Origin of the sequence: Nonomuraea glycinis, from assembly GCF_035920485.1 — a bacterium.
GTDB lineage: Bacteria > Actinomycetota > Actinomycetes > Streptosporangiales > Streptosporangiaceae > Nonomuraea > Nonomuraea glycinis.
On the sequence record NZ_CP109166.1, the window covers coordinates 2235906 to 2248279 of the forward strand.

Below are 12374 nucleotides of genomic sequence, written 5' to 3' on the forward strand. Positions count from 1 at the left end.
ATGGTGAGCAGCCGACCCAGGCAGGCGCCCGGCCGCCGCCCCGCCACAGACCTCGGCGCGATCGAGCGGGCGGCGTTCCGGCTGTTCGCGGTCCGGGGCTTCGAGGAAACGACCGTGGACGCCATCGCCGAAGCCGCGGGCATCGGCCGGCGCACGCTGTTCCGCTACTACCCGTCCAAGAACGACATCCCCTGGGGCCAGTTCGAGGCCGGTCTCGCGCACCTGCGCGCGTTCCTGCGGGCCACCCCCCTGGACATCCCGGTCCACCGGGCGGTGCACCAGGCCGTGCTCGACTTCAACCACCTGGACGAGGCCGCGATCCCCCAGCACCGCGAACGCATGCGCCTCCTCCTCACCACCCCCGCGCTGCAGGCGCACTCCGCCCTGAAATACGCCGCCTGGCGCGCCGTGATCGCCGACTACACCGCCGAGAGGTACGGCCTGTCCCCCCACGACCTGCTCCCTCGCACGATCGGACATGTGAGCCTGGGGATGGCACTGTCGGCGTACGAACAGTGGCTGGACACCGAGGACGCCTCCCTCCCCACCCTCCTGGACGCAGCCCTCACCGGCCTGCGCCACTACCTGCGTGAGGACCCTGCCTAACGCCGGATGCCTCGCAGGTGGGTCATCCCCCGTACGAGGAGCAGGCACGGCGGGATCACCAGCACCAGGCCCGCCGCGCCCAGGAGGACGGCGTCGGTGCCCAGCAGGGTCGTCAGGGGTCCGGTCAGCGCCTGGCCGAACGGCATCAGGCCGAAGGTGCTGAGCCAGGCCAGCGAGGTGATCCGCCCGATCAGGTGGTCCGGCACCTCCCGGTACATCGCGACGTCCCAGGTGAGGGCGTACGTCTCGACGCCGAAGCCGGCCACGAGGTAGCAGCAGAACAGCACTCCGACGGAGGGGGCGTACAGCAGGGCCAGCGGGACCAGCGCGTACAGGGACATCGAGCACACGGCCACGACCCCCGGCCGCCTCGGCTGCCAGGCCATCATGGTGACACTGCTGATCAGGCCGCCGGCGCCGTAGCACGCGAGGGCCGTGCCGTACGCCGTGTAGGAGCCGAAGGTGTCGCGGCTCAGCAGCGGCAGCAGGACCTGGCTCGGCGCGATCACGAACATGAGGCTGACCGGGGAGAACAGGAGCAGCGCCGTCAGCCACGGCCGGCGCCCCGCCTCGGCGAACCCCGCCCACGCCTCACCCAGCACCGAGCGGCGAGCCGCCGGCGTCCACGCGGGTTCCCGTACCCGGCGGAACGTCGCCGCGCCGGCCGCGAAGACGACCGCCGCCAGCACGAACGGGAGGAGGTCGAGACCGCTCGCCAGCAGCGTGCCGAGCACCGGGCCGGCGATGACGCCCACCCGCGTGCAGATGTTGACGACGGCCCGGCCGGAGACGCGCTGCTCCTCCGTCAGCGTGCTCGCCAGCATGGCGTTGAAGGCCGGCCGGATGAACGACTCCGCCGCGCCGACCGCGAACAGCACCGCCGCCAGCGACCAGGCGGGCGGCCGGCCCGCGAGGAAGAGGACCGGGACGATCGCGGCGGCGGCGTCGATGCCCAGCATGATGATCAGGATGCGCCGTCGCGGAAGGCGGTCGGACCATACGCCGCCGACCAGGAGCAGGCTCAACGACGCGATGCCCTTGGCGGCGAGCACGACCCCCACGGTGGCGGCGTCGCCTCCGGCGTCGAGCAGCGAGACGGTGACGGCGACCACGAGGATCTGCTCGCCCAGCACGAACCCGAGCTGCGCCGCCGCGAGCAGCCGGAAGGCCGGATTCCGCAACGCCGTCAGATTGATGGGGGACATCAACCACAGGATTGCAGACCCACTGCCATGCGGGACAAATGACGTAGGTCGTACGCGCTGGAGGCCCTGCGCCGGTGCCGTCATCGGGCGCATCCGCCGGGCCGCCGTCGCTCCATAACGTCGAACCGGGTCAATACGCCTTACCGTCGCCACGGGTGGACCCCGCAGGCGGTCAGCGACCTGTTCACCGGCACGTACGCGGGGCGGCTGCAGGACTTCAAGCCGGCCCCGCTCGACCTCGGAGGATTGTGACATGGCGGCCATCATCGTCAACGGCGTCGAGGGCGTGCGCGCGCTGCCCATCGGCGAGCCGCTCGGGCAGAGCGGCCTGTACGAGGTCACCCAGGAGGCGGTCAACCGGTTCGCCGACGCCACGGGCGATCACCAGTGGATCCACGTCGACCCCGAACGCGCCAGGAACGGTCCCTTCGGCGGCCCGATCGCGCACGGCTACCTCACGCTGTCCCTGGTCCCCCGCCTCCTCCCGGAGATCATCAAGCTGACGGGCTTCAGCCTGGGCATCAACTACGGCTGCGAGAGGGTCCGTTTTCCTTCGCCCGTCCCTGTCGGGAGCAAGCTGCGCGCCACCGCGACCCTGGACCACGTCGCCGACGTCACCGGCGGGGTGCAGCTCACCATCACCATGGTCTTCACCGTCGAGGGCGCCGCCAAGCCGGCCTGCGCCGCGACCATCCTGCTCCGCCAACTCGTCTGACGGCCCCCAGGAACACGTAACACGTACGGCCCGCGCGCTCCGGCTCGCGGGCCGTTCGCGCGTCACCGCCGCTGAAGAGGCCATGACCTCCAGGTGAACGCCGGCTGTCCAAGAGTGCCGCCGCCCTGGTGAGCGCCCCTCTTACCAAGGGTTCACACCTTTCCGCACACCCCTTCCACCCGTGGTCACGACCCGTTTTCCGTCTGTTCACCTTGTGCCGTTTGTATCGAGATGCAGCAAAGAACAGCTCTTACTACGGAGAAGGACGCACACCGTGACCAGTGGACAGCGCCGCCTCAGCGCGGCGGCGACGGCCGCCATCGTTGTGGCTCTTTCCGCCGCATGCGGCGGCACCAACACCACTCCGCCGGCCGGGGACGGCACCGCGACCGCTTCCCAGGCCGCGGGCGCCGAGCTGAGCGGGCAGGTCAAGGCGGACGGCTCCAGCACGGTAGCCCCCTTGACGAGCGCCGCGGCAGAGTTCTTCGCCGAAGAGCAGCCCAAGATCAATGTGACGGTGGGCACTTCCGGCACCGGTGGCGGCTTTGAGAAGTTCTGCAACGGTGAGACCGACATCTCTGACGCCTCCCGTCCGATCAAGGACGAGGAGAAGGCCGCGTGCGAGGCCAAGGGCGTCAAGTTCTCCGAGCTCACCGTCGCGACCGACGCCCTCACCGTGGTCGTGAACAAGGACAACACCTGGGCGAAGTGCCTGACCACCGCCCAGCTCAAGAAGATGTGGGAGCCGGCGGCCGACGGCAAGATCACCACCTGGAAGCAGATCGACGCCAAGTTCCCGGACGAGCCGCTGAAGCTGTTCGGCGCGGGCACCGACTCGGGCACCTTCGACTACTTCACCGATGAGATCAACGGCGAAGAGGGCGCGAGCCGCAAGGACTACAGCCCCAGCGAGGACGACAACGTCACCGTCCAGGGCGTCAGCGGCTCCAAGGGCGGCCTCGGCTACTTCGGGTTCACCTACTTCGAGGAGAACGCCGACAAGCTGAAGGCCGTCGAGATCGACTCCGGCGACGGCTGTGTCGCGCCGAGCGTCGCGGCCGCACAGGACGGCACCTACACGCCGCTGGCCAGGCCGCTGTTCATCTACCCGTCCGCCGCGATCACCAAGAAGCCCGAGGGCGTCGCGTTCCTCGACTTCTACGTCGGCAACATTTCCAAGATCGCGACTGACGCGAAGTACATCCCGCTCAACCCCGAGCAGGAGGCCAAGCTCAAGTCCGACTACGCCGCACTGAAGACGCAGGGCTGACATGGCCACCCCGCCCTCCGCGACCGCGCCGGGGACCTCACCGTCCTTGGCGCGGTCGCGCCCGCGTCACGGTGAGCAGATCATCAAGGTCGTGCTCCTGCTGGCCGCCCTGGTCTCGGTCGCCACCACCATCGGCATCGTGGTGTCGCTCCTGGAGCCCACGATCAGGTTCTTCGGCGAGGTCAGCGCGGTGGAGTTCTTCACCTCCACCAACTGGGGCCCGCTGTTCGAGCCGCCGGGCTACGGCGTGCTGCCGCTGGTCAGCGCGACCCTCATCACCACGGGCATCGCCGTCGTGGTGGCCGTGCCGCTGGGTCTGGGCGCCGCCATCTACCTGTCGGAGTACGCCAGGCCGCGGGTCAGGCAGATCTGCAAGCCCGTCCTCGAGATTCTCGCGGGCATCCCGACCGTGGTCTTCGGCTTCTTCGCGCTGAGCTTCGTCACCCCACTGCTGCGCGGCATCCTCCCGTTCGAGATCGAGATCTTCAACGCGCTCTGCGCCGGTCTCGTCGTCGGCTTCATGATCATCCCGATCGTGGCCTCGCTCTCCGAGGACGCGATGACGGCGGTGCCCCGGGCGCTCCGCGAGGGATCGTTCGCCCTGGGCGCGTCCAAGATGACCACCTCGGTGCGGGTCGTGCTGCCCGCCGCCTTCTCCGGCATCGTCGCGGCCGTCATCCTGGCGGTCTCCCGCGGCGCGGGCGAGACGATGATCGTCTACATCGCCGGCGGCGGCCAGCCCAACTTCACCTTCGACCTCGGCAAGGCGATGCAGACCATGGCGGCGTTCATCGCGCAGGCCGGGTCGGGCGACGTGCCGATCGGCACGGTGGACTACAACACCATCTTCGCGGTCGGATCACTGCTGTTCGTGATGACGTTCGCGATGAACTACGTCAGCGCCCGACTGGTGCGAAGGTATCGAGAGGTGTACGAGTAATGGCCGTTCTCTCGACACCACGCTCAGCCGTGCAACTGGCGAGCAAGGGCCGCCCGGTCCGGGAGCACCTGTTCCGGATCGCGCTGATCGCCAGCCTCGGCATCGCGTTCGTCTTCCTGGCCGCGCTGCTCTCCTACGTTCTCGTGGAGGGCTGGCCGAGAATCGACTCCCGCCTCTGGGAGAACATGCCGTCGGTCCGCAATCCGGACATCGCCGGCGCCCAGTCGGCCATCACCGGCACCCTCTGGGTCATCTCGCTGACCGCCGTCCTCACCCTGCCGACCGGCATCGCCGCGGCGATCTACCTGGAGGAGTACGCCGACAAGACCCGCTGGTGGAACCGGGTCATCGAGCTGAACATCCAGAACCTCGCCGCGATCCCCTCGATCGTCTACGGCATCCTCGGCCTGGGCATCATCGCCCGGACGTTCGGCCTGGGATTCAGCGTGATCACCGCGTCGATGACCCTCGGCCTGCTCGTCCTGCCCATTGTGATCATCGCTTCCCGTGAGGCGATCCGCGCGGTTCCGCCGTCCATCCGGGAGGGCTCGCTCGCCCTCGGCGCGACGCAGTGGCAGACCATCTCCCGGCAGGTGCTGCCCGCCTCGATCCCCGGCATCGCGACCGGCTCGATCCTGGCGCTGTCCCGCGCGATCGGCGAGGCCGCCCCGCTGCTCATGCTGGGCGCGGTGTCCTTCATCCGCTTCAACCCGGACGGCGTCTTCGCCAGCTACACCGTCCTGCCGATCCAGATCTTCAACTGGATCTCCCAATCGCGCGAGGGATTCCACGTCCTCGCGTCGGCGGCGATCGTGATCCTTCTTCTGATCCTGCTGCTGATGAACTCCGTCGCCATCTGGCTCCGTAACCGCTATCAGAAGCGCTGGTAAGGGAAGACAATGACTGACATAGGAACGTCCATTCCGAGCGTCACGGTCCGTGGCCCCCAGGCTCCTGGCAACACCGCGGCCCTGGACCCGGTCTTCACCGTCTCCGACCTCAGTGTCTTCTACGGCGCGTACGAAGCCGTCCGCCAGGTCGACATGTCGATCGGCAATCGCGAGATCACCGCGATGATCGGCCCCTCCGGCTGCGGCAAGAGCACGGTGCTGCGCTGCTTCAACCGGATGAACGACCTCATCCCCGGCGCCCGCGCGGCCGGCAAGATCCTTTACCACGGCGAGGACCTCTACGGCGACCACGTGGACCCGATCGAGGTCCGGCGGCGCATCGGCATGGTCTTCCAGAAGCCGAACCCGTTCCCCAAGTCGATCTACGACAACATCGCGTACGGCCCCCGCGTCAACGGCACCAAGGGCAAGATGGACGAGCTCGTCGAGGAGGCGCTCACCCAGGCCGCGCTCTGGGACGAGGTCAAGGACAAGCTCAAGCAGAACGCCCTGTCGCTGTCCGGCGGTCAGCAGCAGCGGCTGTGCATCGCGCGCGCGATCGCGGTCAAGCCCGAGGTCATCCTCATGGACGAGCCCTGCTCGGCGCTCGACCCGATCGCCACCACCAAGATCGAAGACCTGATGCAGCAGCTCGCGCGCGACTACACGATCGTGATCGTCACGCACAACATGCAGCAGGCCGCCCGCGTCTCCAATCGCACCGCCTTCTTCACCGCCGACGTCGACGGCAACGGCGAGCGGCACGGCCGCCTGGTGGAGTTCGACGAGACCAGCCGCATCTTCACGAACCCGACCGACCAGCGCACGGAGGACTACATCACCGGGCGTTTCGGTTAACCCGACGCATAGGAGGCTCCGGGTGACCCAGCCGCAGGCAACACTCGACGGGGGCGAGGACGCCCGAGGCGGTGAGAGCCTGACCCGAGCACGCCAGGGGGCGCCCGCCAGCGTGCCCATGCTGCTGGTGGCCGACCCGGACACGGCCGGCCTGCAGTTGCTCGCGGACGCGCTGGGACGAGAGGGCGTGGGCGTCACCGGCGTGTCCGACGGCGCCCAGGCGCTTCTCCAGGCCGGCGCCCTGCGGCCGGACGTGGTGCTGGTGAGCGCCTCGCTGCCGCTCATCGGCGCGGTGGACTTCATCAAGGCGATCCGCGCCAGCCGGCCGATGCCGGTGCTGCTGGGCGTGGGCGAGGGGCACGCGGAACTGGCGGTCCAGGCGCTGGCCGCGGGGGCGACCGCCTGCGTCGCCATGCCGTACCGGCTGCACGAGCTTCTGCCGTTGGTGCAGGCCACCGCGTCGGGTGAGGCCGGCGGCAACCGGGTCCTGACGGTGGGCAACGTGGAGCTCGACCTCAACGCCTACCAGGTCCGGGTCGACGGCGACGTGGTGCACCTGCCGCTGCGCGAGTTCGAGCTGCTGCACTACCTGATGCGCAACCTCGACCGGACGGTCACGCGGGAGCAGATCATGCGGCACGTCTGGCACGCCTCGGGGGACAACGTCGCGACCAACACGATCGCCGTGCACGTCAAGCGGCTGCGGGCGCGGCTCGGCGACACCGACGACAGCGTGATCCAGACCGTCCGCGGGGTCGGCTACCGGCTGGCCGCGCCGCGCACGCACCCGTACGAGGAGCACTGAGCGGCCTCTCCGGCCCACGGAGCGGCGACCGGGCATCGAAGATCGGCGAGCGTGAGCACTCGCTGGGTCAGCTTCGGGCGTGCTCCTGGACGACGCCCTTGGCCCACGACACCTCGAGTTTGCCCGTGGGCGTTCTGCGCAGGGCGGACATGATCACGATGGCGCGGGGGACCTTGTAGCCGGCCAGGCTGCGGCGGACCCAGTCCCGCAGGTCCTTCTCCGTCAGGGTGTCGTCCGACGTGGCGATCACCGCCGAGACGCGCTCGCCCCAGGTGTCGTCCGGGGCCCCCACCACGATGGCGTCGGTCACCGCCGGGTGGGTGAGCAGCGCGTTCTCGACCTCCTGGGGGAACACCTTCTCCCCACCCGTGTTGATCACCCCTGAGCCGCGGCCGAGGAACCGGATCGCCCCGTCCGCCGCCACCTCCACGAGATCACCGGGGATGGCGTAGCGGACCCCGTCGATGACCCGGAACGTGGCCGCGGTCTTGGTGGTGTCCTTGTAGTAGCCGAGCGGCATCGGCCCGGAATAGCCGAGCATGCCCGCCTGCCCGCTGCCGGGGACGACCTCCGTGTCGTCGGAGGCGATGACCTTGGTCGCGGGGACCGGGAGGAACCGGCCCGGCAGGTCGTCGACCGAGGAGGTGATGGCGAAGGCGAACGGGCCGCCCTCGCTGGAGGCGATCGCGTCGATGATCGTGACGTCGGTGCGCTCGTGCAGGGCCCGCTTGAGCCGGTCGCTGAAGGCCGTACCGGAGCTGAGCACCGATCTGAGCGGCCCGAGATCGTGCGGCCGGCCCGCCTGCTCGGCGGCGATGAGCTCCTTGACCAGCGGCTGGGCCACGGCGTTCCCGGCCACGATGATCGTGTTGGCCCGCTGTTCGGCGACGGTCTCCCAGATGTGCCGCGCGTCGAACCCGCCCTGGCGCGCGGTGATGACCCGCCCGCCGACGAGCAGGGCGCCCATCGAGTTGAACAGGCCGGTGCCGTGCATGAGCGGGACCACCGGCATCGTGGCGGGCGCGCGGCCCCCCGCCCGCGCGCTCACCGCGATCTCCACCGCCTCGCCGAGCGTCTCGGGCAGTGCCGGTACGCCGAGCGGATGGAAGATCGCTACCGCGATCGAGTGCAGGAGGTCGCCCTGCCGCCAGATGACGCCCTTCGGCCTGCCTGTGGTGCCGCCCGTGTACATGAACAGCTGGTCCGAGCTCGGCCGCGGTTCGGCGGGCCGGGGGTCGGTCGCGGCGAGGAGGTCGTTCAGCTCGATCGCCTCGGGACCGGCCGCGCCCTCGGCGCGGGCGCCGACCCGGACGAGCAGGCGCAGCGTGGACACCGTCCGCGCGGCGTGCGCGACGTTGGCGGCGAGCTCGCCGCTGAAGACGACCGCCGCCGCGTCGGCGTCCTCCAGCACCGAGGACAGCTCCTCGCCGGTGTAGCGGTAGTTCGCGTTGACCGGCACGGCGCCGATCTTGAACGCGGCGAAGACGGTCTCCAGGTACGGCGCGCCGTTGTACAGATAGCAGGCCACCTTGTCACCCGGCCCGACCCCGGCACTTACCAGCGCCGTGGCCAGTCGCGCGGCCCGGTCGTCGAACTCGGCGTAGGTGTAGTCGCGACCTGGCTCCGAGATGGCCACGGCTTCGGGCAGGCTCCGAGCAACGGCCTCCCAGATCGTGCCGAAGGAGACGTCCATCAGATCGGTCCCTTCTCTCGCTCTCGGCCCATCTTCGCCACACGGTAGGCGCGGGCGGCGCTCTGGGACACGACCCCAAAGACTGGCCCTCTCCTCGCCGGATGACCAACGACGGACAGGACAAATGACGTAGGTACGATCAGATCACCTGGAGGACGATGATGGCGAGGCCGAGGGTGAGGTCGAGGACGGCGCAGAACTCGGCGAGCGACCGGGTCACGACCTCTCTGGCCCGCCAGGCGATCATGTCGAGCACGGCATGGCCGATCAGGGCCGCGGCGACGAGGTAACTGCCGAGGGCGGGGTCGAGGGACAGCGCGGCGAGGGCGGCCCCGCCGAAGACCAGCATGGCGGGGACCTGAGCGGCGCTGAGCCGTGGCCCGCGCAACAGGCCGCCCGCCAGGCCGACGATCGCGATGGCGACCGCGCCGGCGACCAGCACGGTCCACAACTGTACGTCGAACAGGCGCAGCAGCGTCACCGCCACCACGGAGACGCCGAACAGCGGCCAGACCACCCCCGGCCGGCCCACCACCGCGGTGGCGAGGTAGATCAGCGCGGCCAGGAACACAACGAGCCCCTGGCTGCGACCGTCGTCCATTTCCGTGGTCATGTCCAAGACGGACACGGCCATGGCCGCCAGGCCGCACCAGGTGGGCCAGCGGTGCGCCAGGAACGTCAGCACGGAGGGCGGGGTGGTTCGGGGTTCTTCGGTAGCGAGATCTGTCATGGGTCCGACCTTCGCCATCCGACCGGACAGGTGCCAAGGTCGGCCGATCGAGTCGTCCTGAAACTTGGGCATCTGGTCGCAAATACGCCACCTGCGAACGTTTCCCCAGTCGGGCGCGCGGGGCGGTTGACTACCAGGCATGAACGTACTGATTCTCGGTGGGACGGCGTGGCTGGGGCGGGTGGTGAGCGGCCTGGCGGTCGAGCGTGGGCATGCGGTGACCTGTCTGGCGCGGGGTGAGAGCGGGCCGGTGGCCGACGGCGCGACACTGGTGACCGCCGACCGGCGTTCCCCCGAGGCGTACGACGGGGTGCTCGGCCGCGACTGGGACGCGGTGGTCGAGGTGTCCTGGCAGCCGGGCTTCGTCCGCGCGGCGCTCGCGGCCCTCGGCGAGCGGGCCGCGCACTGGACCTACGTCTCGTCCGTCAGCGCCTACGCAGAGCGGGACGAGATCGGCGCGGACGAGTCCACGCCTCTCCTGCCGGCCACCGACCTGCAAGAAGTGGATCGGGAGCTGTACGGCGAGGCGAAGGTGACCTGTGAGCAGGCGTCCGCGGCGGCGGTGGCCGACCGGCTGCTCATCACCAGGGCCGGGCTGATCGGCGGCCCCGGTGACCACAGCGGCCGCACCGGCTACTGGGTGGCTCGGGCCGCGCGCGCTCCCCAGGACCCGATGCTCGTGCCCGACACCCCGCAGGCTCCCACCCAGGCGATCGACGTGCGCGACCTGGCCGGCTGGATCCTCGACTGCGCCCGGTCCGGCGTCACCGGCACCTACGACGCCGTCGGGCCGGTCGTGCCGTTCAACGCCTGGATCGAGCAGTCCCGGCAGCTCGGCGGCCACACCGGCCCGGTGGTCAGCGCCGAGTCGTCCTGGCTGCTGGCTCAGGGGGTCAACGAGTACATGGGGGACGAGTCGCTGCCCATGTGGCTGGCCACGCCCGGCTGGGAAGGCTGGTCGGCGCGTTCGGGCGCGGCGGCGGCGAAGACCGGCCTGCGCCACCGCCCCCGGGCCGAGCTGCTCGCCGACGTGCTGGCCTGGGAGCGTGAGCAGGGCCTCGACCGCCCCCGGCGCGCCGGCCTCACCGCCGCCCGCGAACGCGAGCTCCTGGCGGCCCTCGCCGCAGATGTGCGCGGCGCGGCCCGTAAGCTGGCCCCGCCCGGGTGACCAGCCCGGCATCGCGCTGATGCGAGTCGCGCCGGGACACCCGGGTCGGCCACCGCCGAAGGAGCGCACCCCGACCCGAGGAAAGGATGATCGTTGGCTGGCAGGAGCGACGGCCACCGGCCCGAGGTCGGTGCGCGGCCTTGATGCGGCGCTCATCGGCGGGCCCCGACCGCGTCCGGCATCCCGCCACGGTGCTGGCCGTCGGTTTCGGCGTCACGATCCTCATCGGCACCGCCGTGCTGACCACGCCACTCGCCACCACGACGGGTGACCCGGCGCCCTGGCTCACCGCCCTGTTCACCGCCACCTCCGCGGTGTGCCTGACAGGGCTGGTCGTCGTGGACACCGCGTCCTACTGGTCGGATTTCGGCGAGGTCGTCATCGCCCTGCTGATCCAGGCGGGCGGGCTGGGCATCATGACGCTGGCCACCCTCTTCACCCTGCTCATCTCCGGCAAGATCGGCCTGCGCGCCCGGATGTCGACCCAGTTGGAGACCAAGTCCGTCAACGCGGCCAACCTGCGCCAGGTGGTGCGCAAGGTCGTGGTGTTCAGCCTGGTCTGCGAGCTCATCGTGGCCGCGGTCCTCACCGGCCGCTTCGCCATCACGTACGGCGAACCCTTCGGCAGGGCGCTCTACCTGGGCGGCTTCCACGCGGTGTCGGCCTTCAACAACGCGGGCTTCGCGCTGTGGCCGGACAACCTGATGCGCTTCGTCGCCGACCCGTGGATCTGCCTCACCATCGCGATCGCGGTGATCATCGGTGGCCTGGGCTTTCCCGTGGTCTTCGAGCTCCTGCGGTCCTGGCGTCGTCCCAGCAGCTGGTCGATGCTGACCCGGCTCACCATGAGCCTGACCGTCATCCTGCTGACCGCCGGCACGCTCATCTTCCTGGTGACCGAGGCCCGCAATCCGGCCACCATGGGCCCGCTGGACAACCCCGGCAAGCTGCTCGCCAGCTTCTTCGCCGCGGTCATGCCGCGCTCGGCCGGGTTCAACAGCATCGACATCGGCCAGATGGAGCCGTCCAGCTGGCTGGTCACCGACGTGCTCATGTTCATCGGCGGCGGCAGCGCCGGGACGGCGGGCGGCATCAAGCTCACCACCTTCGGCTTCCTGCTGTTCATCATCTGGGCGGAGCTGCGCGGCGAGACCCAGGTCAACATCGCCCACCGCAGGCTGCCGGAGTCCACCCAGCGCCAGGCGGTCACCATCGGCCTCATGGGGGTCAGCCTGGTGGTGACCTCCACCTGGCTGCTGATGACGCTGACCCCGCACAGCCTGGACCAGCTGCTCTTCGAGGCCGTCTCGGCCTTCGCCACCAACGGCCTGTCCACCGGCATCACGCCCGACATCTCGGTGGGCGGGCACGTGCTGCTCAGCGTGCTGATGTTCGTGGGCCGGATCGGTCCGCTCACCCTCGGCTCGGCGCTCGCCCTGAAGAAACGCACCCGGCACTACGAGCTGCCCGAGGAGCGGATGATCGTCGGCTGAC

At 70.0% G+C, this 12374-nt stretch carries 12 protein-coding genes; 9 read left to right on the forward strand and 3 right to left on the reverse strand.

Annotated elements, in window-relative coordinates; genetic code table 11:
* On the forward strand, positions 1–606 hold the full coding sequence (gene mftR, locus OHA68_RS10310) for a mycofactocin system transcriptional regulator (RefSeq protein ID WP_327107410.1): 606 nt from the start codon (positions 1–3) through the stop codon (positions 604–606).
* Here the strand turns inward: mftR and OHA68_RS10315 are convergent.
* On the reverse strand, positions 603–1811 hold the full coding sequence (locus OHA68_RS10315; RefSeq protein WP_327107411.1) for an MFS transporter: 1209 nt from the start codon (positions 1809–1811) through the stop codon (positions 603–605). The two genes, mftR and OHA68_RS10315, sit on opposite strands and share 4 nt — an antisense overlap.
* 253 nt (positions 1812–2064) lie before the next feature.
* Here OHA68_RS10315 and OHA68_RS10320 point away from each other — a divergent pair, with 253 nt between their 5' ends.
* The 6 genes from OHA68_RS10320 (at position 2065) to OHA68_RS10345 (ending at position 7289) form a co-directional block, all read left to right on the forward strand.
* Positions 2065–2526, forward strand: a complete 462-nt coding sequence (locus OHA68_RS10320) for a MaoC family dehydratase (RefSeq protein ID WP_327107412.1) — start codon at positions 2065–2067, stop codon at positions 2524–2526.
* A gap of 274 nt (positions 2527–2800) precedes the next feature.
* A complete protein-coding gene (locus OHA68_RS10325; RefSeq protein ID WP_327107413.1) occupies positions 2801–3796 on the forward strand; it encodes a PstS family phosphate ABC transporter substrate-binding protein in 996 nt (331 codons plus the stop codon).
* A 1-nt stretch (position 3797) separates the two neighbouring features.
* Positions 3798–4736 (forward strand): phosphate ABC transporter permease subunit PstC, encoded by a 939-nt coding sequence (gene pstC / locus OHA68_RS10330; protein ID WP_327107414.1) that lies wholly within the window; start codon positions 3798–3800, stop codon positions 4734–4736.
* On the forward strand, positions 4736–5626 hold the full coding sequence (gene pstA, locus OHA68_RS10335; protein WP_189138043.1) for a phosphate ABC transporter permease PstA: 891 nt from the start codon (positions 4736–4738) through the stop codon (positions 5624–5626). Before pstC ends, pstA begins: the two co-directional genes overlap by 1 nt.
* Positions 5627–5635: 9 nt before the next feature.
* Positions 5636–6484, forward strand: a complete 849-nt coding sequence (gene pstB / locus OHA68_RS10340) for a phosphate ABC transporter ATP-binding protein PstB (RefSeq protein WP_327107415.1) — start codon at positions 5636–5638, stop codon at positions 6482–6484.
* A 22-nt stretch (positions 6485–6506) separates the two neighbouring features.
* The gene (locus tag OHA68_RS10345; protein WP_225277720.1) at positions 6507–7289 is read left to right on the forward strand and encodes a response regulator transcription factor; all 783 of its coding nucleotides are present in this window, start codon (positions 6507–6509) and stop codon (positions 7287–7289) included.
* Positions 7290–7356: 67 nt separating this feature from the next.
* On the opposite strand, the gene OHA68_RS10350 is transcribed toward OHA68_RS10345, so the two are convergent.
* Positions 7357–8982 carry an AMP-binding protein gene (locus OHA68_RS10350; RefSeq protein ID WP_327107416.1) on the reverse strand — a complete coding sequence of 542 codons (1626 nt, stop codon included), beginning with the start codon at positions 8980–8982 and terminating at the stop codon, positions 7357–7359.
* A gap of 139 nt (positions 8983–9121) precedes the next feature.
* Positions 9122–9712: a hypothetical protein gene (locus tag OHA68_RS10355; protein ID WP_327107417.1), complete on the reverse strand. Its 591-nt coding sequence runs from the start codon at positions 9710–9712 to the stop codon at positions 9122–9124.
* A gap of 139 nt (positions 9713–9851) precedes the next feature.
* On the opposite strand from OHA68_RS10355, the gene OHA68_RS10360 reads away from it, so the two are divergent.
* Together OHA68_RS10360 and OHA68_RS10365 are read left to right on the forward strand one after the other, a co-directional pair.
* Positions 9852–10880: an NAD-dependent epimerase/dehydratase family protein gene (locus OHA68_RS10360; protein WP_327107418.1), complete on the forward strand. Its 1029-nt coding sequence runs from the start codon at positions 9852–9854 to the stop codon at positions 10878–10880.
* A 143-nt stretch (positions 10881–11023) separates the two neighbouring features.
* Complete coding sequence (locus OHA68_RS10365; protein WP_327107419.1) at positions 11024–12373, forward strand: TrkH family potassium uptake protein; 1350 nt, start codon at positions 11024–11026, stop codon at positions 12371–12373.
* Position 12374 lies beyond the last annotated feature (1 nt).

Excerpts from the sequence above, each read along its gene's own strand:
- OHA68_RS10350 (WP_327107416.1), bottom strand. The coding sequence starts at position 8,982 with ATGGACGTCTCCTTCGGCACGATCTGGGAGGCCGTTGCTCGGAGCCTG.
- OHA68_RS10320 (WP_327107412.1), top strand. The coding sequence starts at position 2,065 with ATGGCGGCCATCATCGTCAACGGCGTCGAGGGCGTGCGCGCGCTGCCC.
- mftR (WP_327107410.1), top strand. The coding sequence starts at position 1 with ATGGTGAGCAGCCGACCCAGGCAGGCGCCCGGCCGCCGCCCCGCCACA.
- pstB (WP_327107415.1), top strand. The coding sequence starts at position 5,636 with ATGACTGACATAGGAACGTCCATTCCGAGCGTCACGGTCCGTGGCCCC.
- OHA68_RS10360 (WP_327107418.1), top strand. The coding sequence starts at position 9,852 with ATGAACGTACTGATTCTCGGTGGGACGGCGTGGCTGGGGCGGGTGGTG.
- pstA (WP_189138043.1), top strand. The coding sequence starts at position 4,736 with ATGGCCGTTCTCTCGACACCACGCTCAGCCGTGCAACTGGCGAGCAAG.
- OHA68_RS10315 (WP_327107411.1), bottom strand. The coding sequence starts at position 1,811 with ATGTCCCCCATCAATCTGACGGCGTTGCGGAATCCGGCCTTCCGGCTG.
- OHA68_RS10365 (WP_327107419.1), top strand. The coding sequence starts at position 11,024 with ATGCGGCGCTCATCGGCGGGCCCCGACCGCGTCCGGCATCCCGCCACG.
- OHA68_RS10355 (WP_327107417.1), bottom strand. The coding sequence starts at position 9,712 with ATGACAGATCTCGCTACCGAAGAACCCCGAACCACCCCGCCCTCCGTG.
- pstC (WP_327107414.1), top strand. The coding sequence starts at position 3,798 with ATGGCCACCCCGCCCTCCGCGACCGCGCCGGGGACCTCACCGTCCTTG.